This is a genomic window from Marinimicrobium alkaliphilum (assembly GCF_003259155.1).
GTDB classification, from domain to species: Bacteria; Pseudomonadota; Gammaproteobacteria; order Pseudomonadales; family Cellvibrionaceae; genus Marinimicrobium_A; species Marinimicrobium_A alkaliphilum.
On record NZ_QGMQ01000001.1, the window covers coordinates 711,661 to 731,759 of the forward strand.

The following is a 20,099-nucleotide window of genomic DNA, read 5'->3' on the forward strand; positions in this document are numbered from 1 at the left end:
CAGGTCGGCGTTTTTGGTTACAATGGGGCTTATGACGATTCAACCACTGGTGTCCATTAACGGCCGTATCGACGGCGCACTCTCGCCCTTTGAGCGCGGCCTGGCCTATGGTGACGGTCTCTTTGAGACCTGTCGCCTGCGCGCCGGACAGGTGCCTCTCTGGCCGCTGCACCGGTCGCGTCTGGCGCGTGCCTGCGAACGGCTGAAAATCCCCTGTGATACTGTCTGGGTACAGGCTTGCGTCGATGCGCTCCTGGTGCAGGCCGCAACCAGTGGTGTGAGCGACGGGACGGTCAAAATCATTCTTACCCGGGGGCCGGGCGGGCGCGGTTATCGGTTGCCGGAGCAGGTCGAGCCCACACTGTGTATATTGGTCTACCCGACAACCCCCGGAGCGGAGTCGGCGGAACCGGAGGCCATCACCACCTACCTGTGTCATCAGCGTCTGTCGGTCTCACCGGCATTGGCGGGCCTGAAGCACCTCAATCGCCTCGAGCACGTGTTGGCACGCGCCGAGTGGGAGGGTAACGCCTACGGTGAGGGGTTGCTGCTGGACCTGGATGAGCGACTGGTGGAGGCGACCGTGAGCAACGTGTTTGCGGTGCGCGCCGGTCGTCTGGTTACGCCGGTGTTGGATCGCAATGGTGTGGCCGGAGTCATGCGGGAGTTGATCCTTACCCGCTTGGCGCCCGAGCTGCAGTTGCCGGTCAGCGAGGCGCCCTTACGGCTGGAAGCGCTGGCCCAGGCCGATGAGGTACTGGTCTGCAACAGTAGTTACGGGATCAAGGCCGTGGTGGCGCTCGACGCTGACGATCAGGGACTGGGCCGTTATCACTGGCCGGTTGGCCCGGTGACTCGAGCCTTGGCGCAAGCACTGGTGCCTCTGTGGGCGCAAGGCGTGCCCGAGGCGGATTATTTGGCGCCATCCGCGCTGTAGCCGCGGGTTACCGTGTTATAAAACGAGTTGTAGAGGTAAGTAATCATCATGGTAAGACATGTTGTCAACGGCGTTGTGGCGCTGACCCTGTGCGCGATCATCGTCGCGCTGGCGGGGGTCGCCTATGTCTGGCGCTGGGTCGACCGCCCCCTCAACCTCCCGGCTGAGGGGATGACCTACGAGTTGGCGCAGGGGCGTAGCCTGCACCATTTGGCGAGGGACCTCGGGGGCGAAGGCGTGCTCGATCATCCGCGCTTATTGATTGAATACGCGCGTTTGATGGGAGTAGAGCGGGTGCAGGCCGGGGAGTACCGATTCGGCGCCGATACCAGTCCGCGCCAGCTGCTCGACAAGCTGGCGCAGGGGGACGTGGTGCTGCACACCGTGACCCTGGTTGAAGGTTGGACCTTTCAGCAGGCCCTGACGGCAATGCATGCGCTGCCGAGCATCAGACCCTTGCTGGCGGGGCTTGATGAGGACGAGCAGTTGGCACTGCTCGATCTGGATATCGAGCATCCGGAAGGCTGGTTTTTTCCGGACACTTACCGGTTTGCCCGCGGTACCACTGATGTCGATATTCTGCGTCGGGCACACCGCCAAATGCGTGGTTTTGTGGACGAGTTCTGGGATGAGCGGGCAGGGGGGCTACCTTACGACAACGCCTATGAAGCGCTGATCATGGCCTCGATTATCGAGCGCGAAACCGGCGCCCCCTGGGAGCGCCAGGACATTGCCGGGGTATTTGTGCGGCGTCTGGAGCAGGGAATGCGCCTGCAAACCGACCCTACGGTCATCTATGGCATGGGCGAAGACTACCAGGGGCGCATCACCCGTGCGGACCTGCGTCGCCCGACACCCTATAACACCTATACCATCCGGGGCTTGCCGCCCACGCCGATCGCGCTGCCCGGACGCGATGCGCTCTGGGCGGCACTCAACCCCTCCGAGGGCACAGCCCTGTACTTTGTCGCGCGCGGGGATGGTACCCACGTGTTCTCGGATACCCTGGAAGACCACAACCGGGCGGTCAATCGCTACCAGCGGCAGCGTCGCGAAGGCTATCGTTCGACCCTGGATCCGGATGCCGCGCCGCCGGAAGCCGAGGCCGGCGACGAGCCTGAGGGATAGGCGACTGGGAAAAGCGTCGGCGACTGGTTACAATAGCGGGCTTTTACGCGGGGCGCTGAGCACAGCGCCCTCGTCACCTCTCTGAATTCGGGATAGCATCGCCCCATGAGTGAACATCAGTCCGCCAAGGTGGCCGATAAGCCGGCCAGCAAACCAGACCATTTTATTCAGCAAATCATTCGCAAGGACCTGCAAGCCGGTCGTGCCGATAACATCGTCACCCGCTTTCCGCCCGAGCCCAACGGTTACCTGCATATTGGTCACGCCAAGTCCATCTGTCTGAACTTCGGTATGGCCGAAGAGTTTGGCGGTGACTGCCATCTGCGCTTTGATGATACCAATCCGGAAAAAGAGAGCGAAGAGTACGTCAATGCGATCAAGGAAGATGTCAGCTGGCTGGGCTTTCAGTGGGCGGGCAATGTGCGCTACACCTCGGATTACTTCGAGCAACTTCACGCTTGGGCGGTACACCTCATTGAAGCGGGTAAAGCCTATGTGTGTGAGTTGAGCGCCGAGCAGGCGCGCGAGCACCGGGGCACTCTCACCGAGCCGGGCAAGAACAGTCCGTATCGCGAACGCAGCGTCGAGGAAAACCTGGACCTGTTCGCGCGTATGCGCGCCGGTGAGTTCGCCGATGGTGCCTGTGTGTTGCGCGCCAAAATTGATATGGCGGCGCCCAATATCAACCTGCGTGACCCGATCATCTACCGCATTCGCAAAGCCCGCCACCACCAGACCGGTGATACCTGGTGTATCTACCCGTCATACGATTTTGCCCACGGGCAGAGCGATGCGATTGAGGGTATCAGTCACTCGATCTGCACACTGGAGTTCGAGGATCATCGGCCGTTATACGACTGGTTTATCGAAAACCTGCCGGTGCCGGCCAAGCCGCGCCAGTACGAATTCGCCCGGTTGAATCTCAACTACACGGTGACCAGCAAACGCAAGCTGAAGCAGCTGGTGGATGAAGCTTATGTGGACGGCTGGAACGACCCGCGTATGCCCACAATCTCGGGGCTGCGTCGGCGCGGCTTTACGGCGAGCGCGATCCGTCAGTTTTGCGATATGATCGGCGTGACCCGCTCCGACAGTGTGGTGGATATGGGAATGCTCGAGTACGCCATTCGCGATGATCTCGATAAAAATGCGCCCCGGGCCATGTGTGTATTGCGGCCGTTGAAAGTGGTGCTGACCAACTACCCGCAGGAGCAGGTGGAAGAGATGCGTGCCCCGGGCCATCCAAACCGCGAAGAGTTTACCGAACGCGTATTACCTTTCACGCGCGAGCTGTATATTGATGTAGAGGATTTTCGCGAAGAAGCCAACAAGAAATACAAACGCCTGGTGATTGGCAAGCGCGTACGTTTGCGCAACGCTTACGTCATTGAAGCCGACGAGGCGATCAAGAACGAGCTGGGCGAAATCGTTGAGGTGCGCGCGCGGGTGATCGAAAACACCGTGGGCAACGATCCGGAAGATGGCATCAAACCTAAAGGTGTTATTCACTGGGTGTCGGCGGTGCACAACCTGGATTGCGAAGTGCGCCTCTACGACCGCTTGTTTGAACACGAGGCGCCGGACGCCGGTGGCCGCAATTTCCTTGAGCATATCAATCCCAACAGTCTCGAAATTCTGAGCAACTGTAAGGCGGAAATCAGTTTGGCGGCGGCCAGCAGCGAGCAGCGCTTCCAGTTTGAGCGGGAAGGTTACTTCTGCCTCGACAGCAAGCACGCCTCACCCACGCGTTGGGTGTTCAACCGCACCATCGGCCTGCGTGACAGCTGGGCCAAAATGGATCAAGGATAAGAGCTGAATCAGTTATGGCATTACAGATTTACAATACGCTGACGCGCAAGAAAGAAACCTTTAAGCCGCTGCAACCCGGCAAGATCGCGCTGTATGTGTGTGGCATTACTGTTTACGATTATTGCCACGTGGGGCACGGTCGCGTGTTGGTGGCGTTTGATGTGATCACCCGGTTTTTGCGCAGTCAGGGCTGGGCGGTAGACTACGTCCGCAATATTACTGACATCGATGACAAAATCCTCAAGCGTGCCGATGAGCGCAAGGTGCCCTACGAAGAGCTGACCGAGTACTTTATCGACGCCATGCGCGAAGACGAGGCTCGTCTGGGTATTGCTCGTCCGGATCAGGAGCCGCGTGCGACGGCTCATATCGACGATATTCTTGCGTTGGTGAACACCCTGATCGAGAAAGGCTACGCTTACGCTGCGAGCAACGGCGATGTCTACTACCGGGTCAAACGCTTTGCCCACTACGGTCAGCTTTCCGGTATGAACCCGGAGGAGCTGCTGGCGGGTGCGCGCATCGGTGTTGACGAAGCGAAGGAAGACCCCCGTGACTTCGCCCTCTGGAAGGGCGCGAAACCGGGTGAAGTGGCCTGGGATTCGCCATGGGGCGCAGGGCGCCCGGGTTGGCATATCGAGTGCTCGGCCATGAGCAAGTGCTGCCTGGGCAATACCTTCGATATTCACGGTGGCGGCCCGGACTTGCCCTTTCCCCACCACGAAAACGAAATTGCCCAGAGCGAAGCGGCCAACGGCTGCACTTACGTGAACTACTGGATGCATGCCGGTGCCGTGCGCGTGGACGGTGAAAAGATGTCCAAGTCCCTGGGCAACTTTTTTACCATTCGCGATGTGCTGGAAAAGTATCACCCGGAGGTGGTGCGCTTTTTATTGGTGGGCAGCCACTATCGCAGCCCGATCAATTACGCCGAAGACAGCCTGATTGAGGCGCGCACCGGGCTTGAGCGTTTTTACGGGGCGCTGCGCGACTACGCGGACGTCGAACCGGCACCGCTTGAGGCGTTAGCAAGTAATCCGCACTACCAGCAGTTCGTCGCGGCCATGAACGATGACTTCAATACCCGGGTTGCGCTGGCAGCCATGTACGATCTGGTGCGCGAGCTCAACGCGGGTAAAGGCGATCCCGCAAAGAGTCGTGCTGATGCGGCGGCGCTCAAGGCCATGGGGAATATCCTCGGTATTCTGCAAGCGGACCCGGTGGCGTTTTTACAGGCGGGTGAGCAGGGCGCGATCAGTGCGGATGCGATTGAACAGCTGCTGGCCGAGCGTGTCCAAGCCAAAGCGGACAAAAATTACGCCCGCGCGGATGAGATTCGCGCGTATTTGATTGAGCAGGGGGTCGAGCTGGAAGATTCTCGCGGCGGAACCACTTGGCGCCGAGCGTAACCGGGTAACGAGCGGAGTATTATGTCTTTCAGCCGATGGTATCGTAAGCACCGAGCCGCGAATGTCAGTTTGATGGCTTGCGCAGGTTTTCTGGCCTTGGCCCTCTGGGGCTGGGGTGTGTCCTGGCAGGATATGGGGCTGTACTTACTGATCACTGTGGTGCTCTTGGGTACCATCGTCGGCGCCGCTGCTTTGGCCGGTTGGTTGCTGCACAAGGTGCGCCAGCGGAGCCGCGATTCGTCGGATAAGCTTTAACCGTCTTCTTCGTTGTCGGGGTCGTGTTCACGCTCGGTGACGGAGACCCTCAACCAGCTGATCATCTTGTCAGAAATTTCCGTGGTTTCGATATAGTAGCCCGCCACGATAAAGCCGATATTGCCGTCGGGAATATTTTCCAGAATTTCCATGGCCAGCCCGTTAAGGGTTTTTGGACCGTCCGTGGGCAGCTCCCAGTTGAGGGCGCGATTGATGTCGCGGATGAAGGTCCCGCCGTCAATCAGGTAGCTGCCGTCGTCCTGGGGCAGAATGTCTTCGGCATCCTCCTCGGCACTGTTAGTGGTAAAGTCGCCGACAATCTCTTCGAGCAAATCTTCCAGGGTGACGATGCCCTGCACCTCACCGTATTCATCCACCACCAGCGCCATGCGCGACTTCTGTTGCTGGAAGTTGAACAGCTGGGTGTGCAGTTTGGTCGACTCGGGTACAAAGTAGGGCTCGCTGATTTCCTCGCGAATGGCCTGGTGAGTCACCGTGTCATCCTCGCCGCGAATAATCCGCGCCGCCTTACGTAGGTGCAGTAGACCCACCACATTGTTGAGGTCGCCTTCGTACACCGGCAGGCGGGTGTACTCACTGGTGCGAATCTGCTCAAGTAACTCGCTGACGCTGTCTTCCAGGTTCAGCCCGACGACTTCGCTGCGCGGGATCATGATGTCTTCGACCGTGGATTTTTCCAGGTCGAGCACGTTCAGCAGCATGCCCTGGTGTTGGTCGGGTATCAGGTCGCCGGCTTCGTCGACAACCGTGCGCAGTTCATCCGGGTCCAGGTGTTCCACATGTTTGTGGGCCTTGGCATCGATGCCTACCAATTTGGTGATGCCATTGGAAATGCCATTGACCAGCAGTACGAAGGGGTGCAACACGTATGACAGTGGCCGGAGCACCCAGCTGGCGGCAAAGGCGACCCGTTCCGGGTGCAGGGCAGCGACGGTTTTGGGGGTCACTTCAGCGAACACCAGCATGGCGAGGGTCAGTAAGATGCCTGCCAAGGCCACCCCCGCATCACCGAAGAGGCGCATGCCGATAATGGTGGCCACCGAGGCGGCGAAGACGTTGACCAGGTTGTTGCCGATCAGGATCAGACCGAGCAGGCGATCCGGGCGGCGCAGAAGGGCAGCAACCCGCAGTGCATTGCGGTCGCCCTTATTGGTCAGGTGTTTGAGCCGGTAGCGGTTGAGCGACATCATGCCGGTTTCTGAGCCGGAAAAAAACGCGGACACAAATAGCAGGCCGAGCACGATGGCGAAGAGTAGTTCTAGCGGTGCCTCGTTCAAGACGGGAGATACCCTGTTGCGATCGGGCCGCTTATCTTGAAGCAGAAAGCGGGGTTAATCAATAGCGGCCCGGTGAATTTAGCGCCGGTCAGGCGCGTTCGAGAATCAGTTCCAGAACCAGTTTGCTGCCGAAGTAGGCGAGCATCAGGAGGGAGAAACCCACCAGGGTCCAGCGGATTGCGGTGTAACCGCGCCAGCCCAGCCGATGACGGCCCCAGAGGAGGACCGCGTAGATCGTCCAGGCGGCAATCGAAAACACGCTTTTGTGGGCCAGGTGCTGACCGAAGAGGTTGTCCAGAAACCAGAAACCGGAAAGGATCGAGAGTGTCAGCAGGATCTGACCGGCCCAGAGCAATTCGAATAGCAGTGCTTCCATGGTCTGCAGCGGCGGCAGCAGGCGGACTTTACCGGTGGCGTGCTTGTGCTTGAGTTGGTAGTGCTGCCACGCCAGCATCAAGGCCTGCAGGGTCGCGATGGTGAGCAGGCTGTAGGCGGTAATCGATAGCAGAATATGGCTGTACAGGCCCAGATCGAAGGGCAGTAGGCGCCCGCTCTCGCGCCCGAGCAGAGCGGCACTGACGGCCAGTGCCGAGAATGCGAACAGCGGGATAAACAGGTTGTGCAGGGGCTTTTTCAGGCTGCTGAGTAGTACCACACAGTTGATGACCCAGAAGATCAGCGAGGCCGACTGGAAAAAGCCGAGGCGCAAACCCTCCGCATCGACACTCAGGCCGTAGATCGAAGCGCCGTGCACGATCAGTGCGAGCGCGGCGATGACGCGCGAGAGCGGCGGTTGCGCCGGATGCTGGCGATAGAACCTCACGGCCAGATAGGCGCTGGCAGAGGCGTACAAGAGGATGGCGATCAAACTGCCAATCAGGGTAAGAGTCATGGCTTCCTTGTGGGCGTAGCGCTGGTAATCATGGTCGGAAGTGTGTCACAAGGCGCGGAAAATGAGAAGAGTTCCTGTTGCCACAGGCGGAATAACCTGTGCGGCGGGGGTTTAGAGCCCCCGCCGTTCAAGGTATAATCCCGGCCACTATTTGCTTCATCAACCCCAATTTAGCCTCGAGAGTCCTCATGTTTGATAATTTAACGGATCGCCTGTCCCAGACGTTGCGCAAGGTCACGGGCAAAGCACGGCTGACCGACGACAATATCAAGGATACCTTGCGCGAGGTACGCAAAGCGCTGCTGGAGGCCGACGTGGCACTGCCGGTGGTCAAGGCCTTTGTCGATCAGGTACGCAGCAAGGCCTTGGGTCAGCAGATCAGCAAAGCGCTCAATCCGGGCCAGCAGTTTATCAAGTTGGTCGAGCAGGAGCTGGTGTCCGTGATGGGGGAGGCCAACGAGGGCCTGAACCTGGCGGCCAAGCCGCCTGCGGTCATTTTGATGGCCGGCCTTCAAGGGGCGGGTAAAACCACATCGGTAGCGAAGCTGGCGCGCTTTCTGAAGGAGCGGGAAAAGAAAAAGGTGCTGGTGGTCAGTGCCGATATTTACCGCCCGGCGGCGATTCAGCAGTTGGAAACCCTGGCGAGCGAGGTGGGCGTCGAGTTTTTCCCGTCCAGTGCCGATCAGAAGCCTGAGGTCATTGCCAAGGGTGCGATTGATCAGGCCAAGCGCCAATTTGCCGATGTGGTGATCGTCGATACCGCCGGCCGGCTGCATATTGACGACGCACTTATGGATGAAATCCAGGGGCTGCACAAGGCGATTAACCCCGTGGAAACCCTGTTCGTGATCGACGCCATGATCGGTCAGGATGCGGTCAATACCGCCAAGGCGTTCAACGATGCACTGCCGCTCACCGGGGTGATACTGACCAAGGCCGACGGCGATGCCCGCGGTGGTGCGGCGCTGTCAGTACGCCACATTACCGGCAAGCCGATCAAATTTATGGGTATGGGCGAGAAGACCGATGCCCTTGAGGCTTTCCACCCGGACCGGATTGCCTCCCGCATTCTGGGCATGGGCGACGTGCTCTCGCTGATTGAGGATGCCGAGCGCAAAATCGACAAGGTCAAGGCCGATCGACTGGTCAAAAAGGTCAAGAAAGGACAGCGCTTTGATCTGGAGGATCTGCGCGACCAGCTCCAGCAGATGCAAAGCATGGGCGGCATGACGGAGATGCTCGACAAGTTGCCCGGCATGGGCAATGTGGCCCAGCTCGCTCAGCAGTCCAATATGACCAACCAGTTCAAGTCCATGGAAGCCTTGATCAACTCCATGACCCCGGATGAGCGGCGCAACCCGGACAACCTTAACGGTTCGCGCAAGCGCCGGATTACTCAGGGGTCGGGCACCCAGATTCAGGATCTCAACCGTTTGCTCAAGCAGTATAAGCAAATGGCCAAGATGATGAAAAAGATGAAAGGCGGTGGTATGAACAAGATGATGCGCGGTCTGGGCGGCATGATGCCCGGCGGTGGCATGGGCGGTGCGGGCGGGTTGCCCCCTGGTGGCCCCCCGCGCCGTTAAACAATTTTATCGGCCCCGGGGAATTTTTTCCCACCTCGGGGCTCTGAATCCGTAGCAACTCCCAATAATAAGCACGGATTCGGGCCTTATGAAACTTCTCAACGCGTTATTGATCTGCCTTTGGGCACTGCTCGCAGCAGGTTGTCAGGCCGAAGCGCAGCGTGCCACCAGTTTGCCCCCCATTCTCTCCGAGCCCGCCAGCAGCGCTGAGTTGCAGGCTGTGGTGTGGCGCGTGACCCGCATCGGTGATTCGCCTGTGGTTCAGAACAGTCCTGCGCGGATTCAGTTTTCCGACAATGGCAAGGTCAACGGCAATGCCAGCTGCAACCGGTTTTTTGGTGAGTATGAGCACGCCCAGGGCAAGCTGCGCCTGCTCGGGCCGCCAGGCGCCACCAAAATGATGTGCTTGCCGCATCTGATGACACAGGAAACCCAGGTCCTTGAAAGTCTGATTCAGGTTGACCGCGCCGAGGTCAAGGCGGGCCAACTGCTGTTGCTTGATGAAGCCGATCGGGTTCTGCTGCGCGCGGTACCCGATCAGTCGTCCTGAGCGGCTGTCAGGTCTCCGGGGTTCCCAGGTCGTCCGGGCATTCATCGTCCACATGACCGACCACCTCGTCCAACCCGCAGGCTGAGCAGCTGTTGCCCAGCGTTCGATATTGGAAGGGGCTGCAGGGTGGCTCCAGACACGCCTTGTCATCTTCTACCAGGCCGCATACCGGCTGGTAAATCATTGTGCACATTTCTGGCCGCGGACTCTCGCAGCGGGTAAAGCCGTTCTCGGTCCGGGTTTCCAGGTGTGCTACCCAAGCCTCGGTGTCGGGCTCATTGCCGGGGCTTTGGCAGGCACCGAGCAGAGCGATCACCGGCAGGAGTAAACAGGTGCGCCAAAAGGGGTTTGAAATCCGGATCATAGCGGGCTCGTGTGTCAACTGGCTGGTGCCGCGGCCGCGGCGTCAGGTCTAAACTTAGCAGGTGGCCCCGCGGTCGTCTATGTTAGTATGTAGCGTTTATTGTCATCAGTTTGTAAAAAGCGAATGGAATTACTGTGAAAAAAAGACCGATTTATATCCCTTTTGCGGGGCCAGCGCTCCTTGAAGCGCCGCTCCTGAATAAAGGCAGCGCTTTCAGCCGCGCCGAACGTCAACAGTTCAATCTCGAAGGCTTGTTGCCCTATGCGATTGAGACTATCGATGAGCAGGAGGCGCGCGCTTACGAGCAGTTCCTGTCGTTCAAAACCGACATCGACAAGCACATATACCTGCGCAATATTCAGGACACCAATGAGACGCTGTATTTTCGGTTGGTGACCAAACACCTGCAGGAAGTGATGCCGCTGATTTACACCCCGACAGTGGGTCAGGCCTGTCAGCAGTTCTCGAAGATCTATCGGCGCAAACGCGGTTTGTTCATTACTCACCCGGATCGTGATCGCATCGACGATATGCTGCAGAACGCGACTAAGCAGAACGTCAAAGTGATCGTGGTGACCGACGGCGAGCGCATTCTGGGCTTGGGCGACCAGGGTATCGGCGGTATGGGGATTCCCATCGGCAAGCTGGCTCTGTACACCGCGTGTGGCGGCATCAGCCCGGCTTACACCTTGCCGGTGGTATTGGATGTGGGGACCAACAACCCGGACCTGATCGACGACCCCATGTATATGGGCTGGCGCCACGAGCGTATCAGTGGTGATGAGTACTACGATTTTGTCGATCAGTTTATTCAGGCGGTCAAGGTGCGCTGGCCGGACGCGCTGCTGCAGTTTGAGGACTTTGCTCAGGGTAATGCAACACCGCTGTTGGATCGTTACCGCGATCAGCTCTGCTGCTTTAACGATGATATTCAGGGCACCGCAGCGGTTACCGTGGGCACGCTCCTGGCCGCGTGTCACGCCAAAGGCGAGCGCCTGGGTGATCAGCGCCTGGTGTTTGCCGGGGCGGGTTCCGCCGGCTGCGGTATCGCCGAGCAGGTGATCATGCATATGGTGGCTGAGGGCTTGAGCGATGCCGAGGCGCGTTCGCGCATTTATTTGCTTAACAGCCGTGGCCTGCTGACCACGAGCACCGACGGGGTGCGCAGTTTTCAGAAGCCGCTGTGTCGCACCGATGCCGAGGTGAAGAGCTGGACCTTGAGCAAGGCCGATGGCGGCATCGGTTTGCAGGACGTGGTGGCCAATGCCAAGCCCACGGTGCTGGTCGGTGTCTCTGGTCAGCCGGGTATGTTCAGTAAATCCGTTGTCGAAACCATGCAGCTGCATTGCGAGCGGCCGATCATTCTGCCTTTGTCTAACCCGACATCGCAGGTGGAGGCACAACCGGTCAACATTTTGCGTTGGACCAGCGGCAAAGCGATCGTGGCGACCGGTAGTCCCTTTGATCCGGTGGATATGGCCGGACAGCGGCACGAGATTGCCCAGTGCAACAACAGCTATATCTTCCCCGGCGTAGGTCTGGGTGTTGTAGCGGCGAAGGCCAAGCGTATCACCGACAAGATGATGATGGCCGCGAGTGAGGCGCTGGCGGCGCAGTCCCCCATGGTGCAAACCGGGGAGGGCGCGCTGTTGCCGCCGCTTAATGACATTCGTTCGGTGAGTAAAGCCATTGCCCGAGCGGTGTTTATTCAGGCCATGGAGGAGGGTGTGGCCCTGCCGGTGCCGGAGTCAGTCATCGATGAAGCCATCGAGCGCAACTTCTGGGAGCCTGAATACCGCGACTACCGCCGGACGTCGTTTTAACCGGCGCGCGCATGGAGTATTCATCGACCCCAGCCGCGCCTGCGGACGGATCGCCCGAGCTGGGCGAGCGCTTGCGCAAGGTGCGCGAGCGCGCCGGCCTTTCTCAGCGTGAGCTGGCCCGGCGCGCGGGTGTCCCCAACAGCAGTGTGTCCAACATCGAGCAGGGTCGCGTCAGTCCCAGTGTCGATATGCTCAGCCGACTGTTGGCAGCGCTGCCCATGAGTCTGGCGCATTTTTTTTCTGATTCCCTGAGCGGTCCCGACTTTTTTGACCTGTCCGAGGCCAACCCCGACACGCTGTGCGGACCCGGTATCGAGCTGCGGCAGTTTGCGCCGGGCCAGGACTCGGGCGAATGCGTGGCGCGCTGGATGCCATCGGTGCTGGTCCTGGTGCTCGAGGGTGAGTTGCGCCTGAGCCTTGGGCAAACGGTGCGCACGCTCTCGGCTGGGCAGGGTGCACGTCTGTGGCCGGGTACCGCTTACCGCTGTCTCAATGCGTCCGCCGAGCCTGCGCGGTTGCTGCTGATTCACCCTGGATAATTTCCCTTCGTGCGCAAATTGCGGCTATGCTGTTAGGCAGAGCAACACTCTGTCTAACAGGCATTAACGCAGTTACTTAAAGAGGCGCGCAATGATCTATCAAGGAAACGCTTTTAAGCTGGCGCTGCATGACGACGGCATCGCCGAGTTGATCGTTGATCTCAAGAACGAGTCGGTTAATAAATTCAATAAGCGGGCGGTTAAGGAGTTGGGCGAAGCGCTTGATGCACTCGGCGGCGCCTCGGGGGTTAAAGGGCTTTTGGTGACCAGTGCCAAGGCGGCCTTTATCGTCGGTGCCGATATCACCGAATTTTCCAGTGTTTTTGCCGGCGGCCGCCAAGCGGTCATTGATTATCTCAAGCTCAATAACACCAATCTCAATCGCCTCGAAGATCTGCCAGTGCCCACGGTCGTGGCCATTAACGGCCACGCGCTTGGGGGCGGCATGGAGTTTTGTCTGGCCTGCGATTTTCGGGTGGCGGACACTAACGCCAATGTCGGATTACCCGAAACCAAACTCGGTATTCTCCCAGGCTGGGGGGGGACCGTGCGCCTGCCGCGCCTGGCAGGGCTGGATACCGCCGTGGAATGGATCGCCTCGGGTCAGGACAATAAGGCGCAGGCGGCGCTCACTGCCGGGGTCGTGGATGCTGTGGTCGAGCCCGATGTGCTGCGCCAGGCGGCGCTCAAAACCTTGCACCATTGTATTGAGGGCAAGCTGGATTATCGGGCTCGGCGTCAGGCGAAAACGTCCCCCTTGCGTCATAACGCCATTGAGGCGGGCTTGGCGTTCGAGTCGTCCATCGGTTTTGTCGCGGCCAAGGCTGGACCGAACTACCCGTCACCGGTGGCGGCGATCAAGGTGATGCGTGCGGCGGCGGATAAGGGCCGGGATGACGCCCTGGCACTGGAAGCGGAAACCTTTGCCGATATGGCAGTGACCGGCACCGCGCATGCGTTGGTGGGTATATTCGTCAATGATCAGGCCATGATGAAAAAAGCCAAAGGCTTGGCCGGTAAAGCCGATGCCAAGGTCGAGCGTGCGGCGGTGTTGGGCGCGGGCATTATGGGTGGCGGCATCGCCTACCAGTCGGCCCTGCGCGGGGTTCCGGTAACCATGAAGGACATTGCTCAGGAGGGCCTGGATCTGGGCCTGAAGGAAGCGCGCAAGCTGTTCGGTAAACGGGTCGAGCGGGGCAAGATGTCTGCCGCCGAGCAAGCTGAGGGTTTGACCCGCATCAAGCCGGCGCTGAGTTACGATGCTTTTGATCAGGTGGATCTGGTGGTCGAGGCGGTGGTTGAAAATGCCAAGGTTAAACGCTCGGTATTGGCGGAAACGGAAAAGCAGGTGACGGGCGATACCGTACTCACCAGTAACACCTCAACCATTTCCATCGACCACCTGGCAGGCGCGCTCAATCGTCCGGAAAATTTTTGCGGTATGCACTTTTTTAACCCGGTGCCGGTAATGCCGTTGGTGGAGGTGATCCGCGGCCGCAAGACCAGCGATGCCGCAGTGGCGCGCACGGTGGCTTATGCCCTGGCACTCGGTAAAAAACCCGTGGTGGTCAAGGATTGCCCGGGATTTCTGGTGAACCGGGTGCTTTTTCCCTATTTCGAAGGTTTTTCGCTCCTGGTGCGCGACGGTGTGGATTTTGAGCGAATTGACAAGGTGATGGAGCGCTGGGGCTGGCCCATGGGGCCCGCCTATCTGCTCGATGTGGTGGGTATCGACACGGCCGTGCACGCCCATGAGGTCATGGCTGAGGGCTACCCGGAGCGCATGCGCCAGGGCTACACGTCGGCGATTGCGGCGCTGTTCAAAGCCGAGCGTTATGGCCAGAAAAACGGGGCGGGCTTTTACGATTACGAAGAGGACAAAAAGGGCAAGCCGCGCAAAACCCCGAGTGCACGTGCTCACGAGCTGATCAAGCCTCACGTCACCCGCGCCCCGGAGACCAGCGACGAAGAGATAGTCCTGCGGATGTTGCTGCCTATGCTGACCGAGTTGGTGCGCTGCCTGGAGGAGGGCATCGTTGCCAGTGCCGCCGAGGCGGATATGGCCTTGGTGTACGGCGTGGGCTTTCCGCCTTTCAGGGGCGGCCTGCTGCACTGGGCCGATACCGAGGGGGCGCAGGCACTGTGTGACAGCGCCGCAACCCTGGCAGGGCTCGGGCCGCTCTACGAGCCGCCGGCTATGCTTAAAAGCCTGGCCCGCGAAGGCGACCGTTTTCACGCCCTGTCACACACCGGACAAGAAGGAGAGCAGTTGTGAGTCTAGACCCGAGAGATGCTGTCATTGTTGACTTTGGCCGCACTGCCATGGGGCGAGCCAAGCAGGGGATGTACCGCCACACCCGGGGCGACGACTTTGCCGCAGCACTGATCCAGGGGTTGCTGGCGCGCAACGAGGCGCTCGACCCGAACGAGATTGACGACCTGATCTGGGGTTGTGTGATGCAGCGGGGCGAGCAGGCCTTTAACGTCGCGCGCAACATTCTGTTGCGTGCCGGCCTGCCTCACAGCGTGCCGGCCCAGACCATCAATCGTCTGTGTGGTTCGTCCATGTCGGCGCTGCATATCGCCACGGCCAATATCCGCGCGGGCCTGGGTGATGTCTACCTGATTGGCGGATCCGAACACATGGGACACCTGCCCATGTACGACAATATCGACCCCAATCCGCGTCTGGGTCTGAGCCTGGCCAAGGCCGCCGGTAATATGGGCATTACCGCCGAGTATCTGGCGCGCCTGCACGGCATAGAGCGCGAGCAGATGGATGCCTTCAGCGTCCGCTCACACCAGCTGGCGGCCAAGGCGCGTGAGCGGGGTGAATTCAAAGGGGAGATCATTCCGGTGCTGGGGCACGATGCCGACGGGGTGCCGGGGTTGATGGCGGACGACGAAACCATCCGTCCGGAGACCACCCTGGAGGGACTCGCGGCCCTGAAGCCGGTATTCGATCCCAAAAACGGCAAAGTGACTGCGGGAACCTCTTCTCAGGTCACCGACGGTGCCTCGGCGATGCTGGTGATGTCGGCTGAGCGGGCACAGGCCCTGGGCCTGACACCGGTGGCGCGGGTGGTGGGTCTGGCGGTCGCCGGGGTCGACCCCTCAATCATGGGCTATGGCCCGGTGCCGTCCACCGAGCGGGTTCTCAAGGCACACAAACTGAGTATCAACGATATTGACTGTGTCGAACTTAACGAGGCTTTTGCCGCCCAGGCTCTGCCGGTGCTCAAGGATCTTAAACTGCTGGACGCCATGGATGACAAGGTCAATCTTCACGGTGGGGCGATCGCCCTGGGCCACCCCTTCGGCTGTTCGGGTACCCGGATTACCGGGTCACTGTTGACCGTGATGGGCCAGCGGGATATGACGCTGGGCGTCGCCACCATGTGCATTGGCTACGGGCAGGGGATCAGTACCCTGCTGGAACGCCTTAACTGACGCTGAAACCCTCGCCAGGCCAGTGAAGCCGCCGCCTCGCCTGGGGTGGCGGTCACCGGCTTTTGTTGAACACCTCTCCTGACTGTGGCACAATCTCCAGCCTCCAAACGCAGCTGACGCCACGATTTTGCAGAAAAATTCTGTAAAAACAGTAGCTTAGCCAGGTTTTATAACGGCAAATGCCGGCGCAAAACGGTTTGATAAGAGCGGTCGTGGTGGAATTGGTAGACACGCCAGATTTAGGTTCTGGTGCCGTAAGGTGTGAGAGTTCGAGTCTCTCCGACCGCACCATATTTATTCAGGTCTCGGCCCGAGCCGAGGCGGTAGATGCAACGACATCATTCGCATCATTCGAATAGTCACGAGGAAAATATGCAGGTTTCAATCGAAACAACGTCTGGTCTGGAGCGTCGCCTGACCGTAGGAGTTCCCGCGGACCAGGTTGAGGGCGAGGTGCAGAAGCGCCTTCAGCAAGCGGCTAAAAACATCCGCATCAACGGCTTCCGCAAGGGCAAAGTGCCCATGAAAGTCGTCAAGCAGCGTTACGGCGCCAGCGTCCGCCAGGAAGTGGTGGGCGAAGTGATCAGCCGGTCCTTCTACGAAGCCGTGCAGAAAGAGTCAGTCAAGCCGGCCGGCCAGCCCTCGATCGAACCCAAGCAGGTAGAAGAAGGCAAGGACCTGGAATACATCGCGACCTTTGAGGTGTACCCGAGCGTTGAGCTGGGCGACTTCTCTGGCTACGAACTGACCCGGAAAACCGCCAAGGTGACCGAGGACGATATCGAAACCATGATCGACGAGTTGCGCAGACACCAGGCGACCTGGAAAGCAGTTGAGCGCGCAGCGGCCGACGGCGATCAGGTCACCATCGACTTTGTCGGCCGTAAAGACGGCGAGGAGTTTGAGGGTGGTAAGGGCGAAGACCACAAGTTGGTTCTGGGCTCTGGCAGCATGATTCCCGGCTTCGAAGACGGCATTGTGGGCATGAAGGCCGGTGACGAGAAAGTGATCGAAGTGACCTTCCCCGAGGATTATCAGGCTGAGGAGCTGAAAGGCGCCAAAGCCGAGTTCACCATCAAGGTGAGCGAAGTGGCCGAGCAGGAGTTGCCGGAGCTGAACAAAGAGTTCTACGCCAAGTTCGGTATCGAAAAGGGCGGTAAGACCGCTTTCCGTAAAGAAGTGAAAGCCAATATGGAGCGCGAGCTGAAAAACGCCCTGCGCGCTCAGGTCAAGACCCAGGTGATGGACAAACTGGTCGAGTCTCACGAGACCGATATCCCCAAGGCGTTGGTCGGTTCCGAGATCGAGAACCTGCGCAACCAGATGATGCAGCGTTTTGGCGGTCAGCAGCAGAACTTTGACGTCAAGTCCCTGCTGCCGGATACCATGTTTGAAGAAGAGGCCAAGCGTCGTGTAGCCTTGGGTCTGATCGTGGGCGAGATCATCAAGACCGCCGAGATCAAGCCGGATGCCGAGCGCGTGCGCGAGATGGTCGAAGAAATGGCTTCAACCTATCAGGATCCGCAAGAGGTGATCGACTATTACTACAGCAATCGCCAGATGCTGGGTAATATTGAGTCCGCCGCCCTGGAAGATCAGGTGGTGGAGTATATCGTCGAGAAAGCGAAAGTCACCGACGAAGAAAGCACCTACGAGGACGTGGTCAAGTCCAAGGCCCAGCAGGGTTAAATCTGACCGTTTTGGTCAAAAATGCCGCGAAACGTCTGTTTCGCGGCCATTTCCCGCCCCTGATCTTCCGTGAAACTGGCATAACGCTGATTCTCAGGTTAAGCTCTCCCCTAAAGCGATCCCAAACGAGGAGAACCACGTATCTGGTTACTCCTGATGACGAATTTGCACAAGGATAATTGATCAGTATGGCGTATGATTCATCTAATCAAGCTCCCGAGGTTTTCAATAGCGGCCTGATCCCGATGGTGGTTGAGCAGACTGCCCGCGGTGAGCGCTCCTACGATATCTATTCTCGCTTGCTCAAAGAGCGGGTGATCTTTCTGACCGGGCCGGTCGAAGATTACATGGCTAATGTGGTGGTGGCTCAGCTCCTGTTTCTGGAAGCTGAAAATCCGGACAAGGATATCCACCTGTACATCAATTCGCCGGGTGGTTCCGTGACCGCAGGAATGTCGATTTACGACACCATGCAGTTTATCAAGCCCGATGTCAGCACCATGTGTATCGGTCAGGCTTGCAGCATGGGGGCGTTTTTGCTGACCGCAGGCGCCAGCGGGAAGCGTTTTGCGCTGCCCAACTCCCGGGTGATGATTCATCAGCCCAGTGGTGGCGCTCAGGGCCAGGCATCGGATATTCATATTCATGCCCAGGAAATCCTGAAGATTCGCTCCCATCTCAATGAGCTGATGGCCTTCCACACGGGTCAGAGTCTCGAGAAGATCACTCTGGATACTGAGCGCGACAACTTCATGAGTGCGCAACAGGCCAGAGACTATGGTTTGGTGGACACCGTCGTAGAGAGCCGGGCAGCGGCGGCGAAATAGCCCGCTCAAAGGTGAATGCGGGGGTGTCGGTGGCCGGTAAATCCGGATAAAATGGACACCAGTGCTTGAAAATACGGGTATAGGACACCATCTTGTACCCTGAATGTTTATGTTTGGAGTGGTTTAATGACCGATCACACCAGTGATAGCGGCGATAAAAACGGCAAACTGCTGTATTGCTCCTTCTGTGGCAAGAGCCAGCATGAAGTGCGCAAGCTGATTGCCGGGCCGTCGGTGTTTATTTGTGACGAATGTGTCGACCTGTGTAATGACATTATTCGCGAAGAAATCCAGGAAAGCGCCAGTGAAGGTGGGCCCGATCGTCTGCCCAAACCTCACGAAATTGCCGCGATTCTGGATCAGTATGTTATTGGTCAGCGGCGCGCCAAAAAAGTCCTGGCGGTAGCGGTATACAACCACTACAAGCGCCTGCGCGGTATGGACAAAGCGAAGGGTAAAGATAAAGAGCCGGTGGAACTGGGCAAAAGCAACATTCTGCTGGTCGGTCCCACCGGTAGCGGTAAAACCCTGCTTGCCGAGACCTTGGCGCGCCTGCTGGACGTGCCCTTTACCATTGCCGATGCCACCACCCTGACCGAAGCCGGTTATGTGGGTGAAGACGTTGAAAACATCATTCAGAAGCTTCTGCAGAAGTGTGATTACGACGTCGAAAAGGCCCAGCAAGGCATTGTTTATATTGATGAAATCGACAAAATTTCGCGCAAGTCTGACAACCCGTCAATCACGCGTGATGTGTCCGGGGAGGGCGTGCAGCAGGCACTGCTCAAACTGATCGAAGGCACCGTGGCTTCCGTACCCCCTCAGGGCGGGCGCAAGCATCCCCAGCAGGAATTCCTGCAGGTGGATACCGGGAGCATCCTGTTCATTTGTGGCGGGGCTTTTGCCGGACTGGATAAGGTCATTCGTGAGCGCTCAGAAAAGGGTGGCATCGGTTTTGGCGCAGAAGTCAAAAGCAAGGATGAGAACCGTAATTTGGGCGACACCCTGCACGATCTGGAAGCCGAGGATTTGGTCCGGTATGGTCTGATCCCCGAGTTTGTGGGTCGCCTGCCGGTGATTGCCACGTTGGATGAGCTGGATCAGGAAGCGCTGATCGAGATTTTGACGCAGCCCAAGAACGCGCTGACCAAGCAGTACGGTCGGTTGTTCGAGATGGAAGGCGTTGAAATCGACTTCCGGCCGGACGCGCTGCAGGCTGTGGCGCAAAAGGCGATGGATCGGAAAACCGGTGCTCGGGGTCTGCGCTCCATCCTGGAGGGCGTACTGCTTGAAACCATGTACCGCATCCCGTCCGAGGAAGGTGTCAACAAGGTGGTGATCGACGAGTCGGTGATCAAGGGTGAGTCGGAGCCGTTATTGGTCTACGCCAGCAACGATAAGCCGGCCAAGGTCGCGAAAGAAGACTGAGCGATCAAACCCTGAGCCTTTTGGCCAGCGTGTGACCAAAGAGCGCCCCGCGGGGCGCTCTTTGCGTTTTTTTGGGCCTTTCAGCTTGTAATTCCCGCCTACTGCCCCCAATCTT

The 20,099-nt window shown here is 58.8% G+C and carries 17 protein-coding genes and 1 tRNA gene; 15 read left to right on the top strand and 3 right to left on the bottom strand.

Going from position 1 to position 20,099, the window contains the following annotated elements:
- Positions 1-31: 31 nt before the first annotated feature.
- From pabC to DKW72_RS03150, 5 genes are all read left to right on the top strand, one after another.
- Positions 32-937: an aminodeoxychorismate lyase gene (gene pabC / locus DKW72_RS03130; protein WP_111640833.1), complete on the top strand. Its 906-nt coding sequence runs from the start codon at positions 32-34 to the stop codon at positions 935-937.
- 48 nt (positions 938-985) lie between these two features.
- Complete coding sequence (gene mltG / locus DKW72_RS03135) at positions 986-2,065, top strand: endolytic transglycosylase MltG (protein ID WP_111640834.1); 1,080 nt, start codon at positions 986-988, stop codon at positions 2,063-2,065.
- A gap of 105 nt (positions 2,066-2,170) precedes the next feature.
- Entirely contained in the window at positions 2,171-3,874 is a 1,704-nt protein-coding gene (locus DKW72_RS03140; protein WP_111640835.1) for a glutamine--tRNA ligase/YqeY domain fusion protein, read from the top strand.
- 14 nt (positions 3,875-3,888) lie between these two features.
- The gene (cysS, locus tag DKW72_RS03145) at positions 3,889-5,283 is read left to right on the top strand and encodes a cysteine--tRNA ligase (protein ID WP_111640836.1); all 1,395 of its coding nucleotides are present in this window, start codon (positions 3,889-3,891) and stop codon (positions 5,281-5,283) included.
- Positions 5,284-5,304: 21 nt separating this feature from the next.
- Complete coding sequence (locus DKW72_RS03150) at positions 5,305-5,538, top strand: hypothetical protein (protein ID WP_111640837.1); 234 nt, start codon at positions 5,305-5,307, stop codon at positions 5,536-5,538.
- Here the strand turns inward: DKW72_RS03150 and DKW72_RS03155 are convergent.
- Complete coding sequence (locus tag DKW72_RS03155; RefSeq protein ID WP_111640838.1) at positions 5,535-6,836, bottom strand: HlyC/CorC family transporter; 1,302 nt, start codon at positions 6,834-6,836, stop codon at positions 5,535-5,537. The genes DKW72_RS03150 and DKW72_RS03155 overlap by 4 nt on opposite strands.
- Before the next feature lie 88 nt (positions 6,837-6,924).
- Entirely contained in the window at positions 6,925-7,728 is an 804-nt protein-coding gene (locus DKW72_RS03160; protein WP_111640839.1) for a cytochrome C assembly family protein, read from the bottom strand.
- A gap of 188 nt (positions 7,729-7,916) precedes the next feature.
- On the opposite strand from DKW72_RS03160, the gene ffh reads away from it, so the two are divergent.
- Positions 7,917-9,314, top strand: a complete 1,398-nt coding sequence (gene ffh, locus DKW72_RS03165) for a signal recognition particle protein (RefSeq protein ID WP_111640840.1) — start codon at positions 7,917-7,919, stop codon at positions 9,312-9,314.
- Positions 9,315-9,402: 88 nt separating this feature from the next.
- Entirely contained in the window at positions 9,403-9,864 is a 462-nt protein-coding gene (locus DKW72_RS03170) for an META domain-containing protein (RefSeq protein ID WP_111640841.1), read from the top strand.
- Positions 9,865-9,871: 7 nt separating this feature from the next.
- Here DKW72_RS03170 and DKW72_RS03175 read toward each other — a convergent pair whose 3' ends face one another.
- A complete protein-coding gene (locus DKW72_RS03175; protein WP_111640842.1) occupies positions 9,872-10,228 on the bottom strand; it encodes a hypothetical protein in 357 nt (118 codons plus the stop codon).
- A gap of 134 nt (positions 10,229-10,362) precedes the next feature.
- Here DKW72_RS03175 and DKW72_RS03180 point away from each other — a divergent pair, with 134 nt between their 5' ends.
- From DKW72_RS03180 to clpX, 8 genes are all read left to right on the top strand, one after another.
- The gene (locus DKW72_RS03180) at positions 10,363-12,051 is read left to right on the top strand and encodes an NAD-dependent malic enzyme (RefSeq protein ID WP_269777872.1); all 1,689 of its coding nucleotides are present in this window, start codon (positions 10,363-10,365) and stop codon (positions 12,049-12,051) included.
- A gap of 11 nt (positions 12,052-12,062) precedes the next feature.
- Positions 12,063-12,590 (top strand): helix-turn-helix domain-containing protein, encoded by a 528-nt coding sequence (locus tag DKW72_RS16745; protein ID WP_111640844.1) that lies wholly within the window; start codon positions 12,063-12,065, stop codon positions 12,588-12,590.
- 91 nt (positions 12,591-12,681) lie between these two features.
- Positions 12,682-14,865, top strand: a complete 2,184-nt coding sequence (gene fadB, locus DKW72_RS03190) for a fatty acid oxidation complex subunit alpha FadB (RefSeq protein WP_111640845.1) — start codon at positions 12,682-12,684, stop codon at positions 14,863-14,865.
- The gene (gene fadA / locus DKW72_RS03195) at positions 14,862-16,040 is read left to right on the top strand and encodes an acetyl-CoA C-acyltransferase FadA (protein WP_111640846.1); all 1,179 of its coding nucleotides are present in this window, start codon (positions 14,862-14,864) and stop codon (positions 16,038-16,040) included. The genes fadB and fadA overlap by 4 nt, the downstream gene beginning before the upstream one ends.
- A 206-nt stretch (positions 16,041-16,246) precedes the next feature.
- Positions 16,247-16,331 (top strand) — tRNA-Leu (locus DKW72_RS03200).
- Between the two features lie 81 nt (positions 16,332-16,412).
- On the top strand, positions 16,413-17,729 hold the full coding sequence (tig, locus tag DKW72_RS03205) for a trigger factor (RefSeq protein ID WP_111640847.1): 1,317 nt from the start codon (positions 16,413-16,415) through the stop codon (positions 17,727-17,729).
- Between the two features lie 188 nt (positions 17,730-17,917).
- Positions 17,918-18,556 carry an ATP-dependent Clp endopeptidase proteolytic subunit ClpP gene (gene clpP / locus DKW72_RS03210; protein WP_111640848.1) on the top strand — a complete coding sequence of 213 codons (639 nt, stop codon included), beginning with the start codon at positions 17,918-17,920 and terminating at the stop codon, positions 18,554-18,556.
- Positions 18,557-18,682: 126 nt separating this feature from the next.
- A complete protein-coding gene (clpX, locus tag DKW72_RS03215) occupies positions 18,683-19,984 on the top strand; it encodes an ATP-dependent Clp protease ATP-binding subunit ClpX (RefSeq protein WP_111640849.1) in 1,302 nt (433 codons plus the stop codon).
- Positions 19,985-20,099: the final 115 nt, after the last annotated feature.

Coding starts and splice junctions, on each gene's coding strand:
- pabC (WP_111640833.1), top strand. CDS start 32: ATGACGATTCAACCACTGGTGTCCATTAACGGCCGTATCGACGGCGCA.
- DKW72_RS03150 (WP_111640837.1), top strand. CDS start 5,305: ATGTCTTTCAGCCGATGGTATCGTAAGCACCGAGCCGCGAATGTCAGT.
- clpP (WP_111640848.1), top strand. CDS start 17,918: ATGGCGTATGATTCATCTAATCAAGCTCCCGAGGTTTTCAATAGCGGC.
- DKW72_RS16745 (WP_111640844.1), top strand. CDS start 12,063: ATGGAGTATTCATCGACCCCAGCCGCGCCTGCGGACGGATCGCCCGAG.
- fadB (WP_111640845.1), top strand. CDS start 12,682: ATGATCTATCAAGGAAACGCTTTTAAGCTGGCGCTGCATGACGACGGC.
- cysS (WP_111640836.1), top strand. CDS start 3,889: ATGGCATTACAGATTTACAATACGCTGACGCGCAAGAAAGAAACCTTT.
- clpX (WP_111640849.1), top strand. CDS start 18,683: ATGACCGATCACACCAGTGATAGCGGCGATAAAAACGGCAAACTGCTG.
- DKW72_RS03140 (WP_111640835.1), top strand. CDS start 2,171: ATGAGTGAACATCAGTCCGCCAAGGTGGCCGATAAGCCGGCCAGCAAA.
- DKW72_RS03170 (WP_111640841.1), top strand. CDS start 9,403: ATGAAACTTCTCAACGCGTTATTGATCTGCCTTTGGGCACTGCTCGCA.
- ffh (WP_111640840.1), top strand. CDS start 7,917: ATGTTTGATAATTTAACGGATCGCCTGTCCCAGACGTTGCGCAAGGTC.
- tig (WP_111640847.1), top strand. CDS start 16,413: ATGCAGGTTTCAATCGAAACAACGTCTGGTCTGGAGCGTCGCCTGACC.
- DKW72_RS03175 (WP_111640842.1), bottom strand. CDS start 10,228: ATGATCCGGATTTCAAACCCCTTTTGGCGCACCTGTTTACTCCTGCCG.
- mltG (WP_111640834.1), top strand. CDS start 986: ATGGTAAGACATGTTGTCAACGGCGTTGTGGCGCTGACCCTGTGCGCG.
- DKW72_RS03160 (WP_111640839.1), bottom strand. CDS start 7,728: ATGACTCTTACCCTGATTGGCAGTTTGATCGCCATCCTCTTGTACGCC.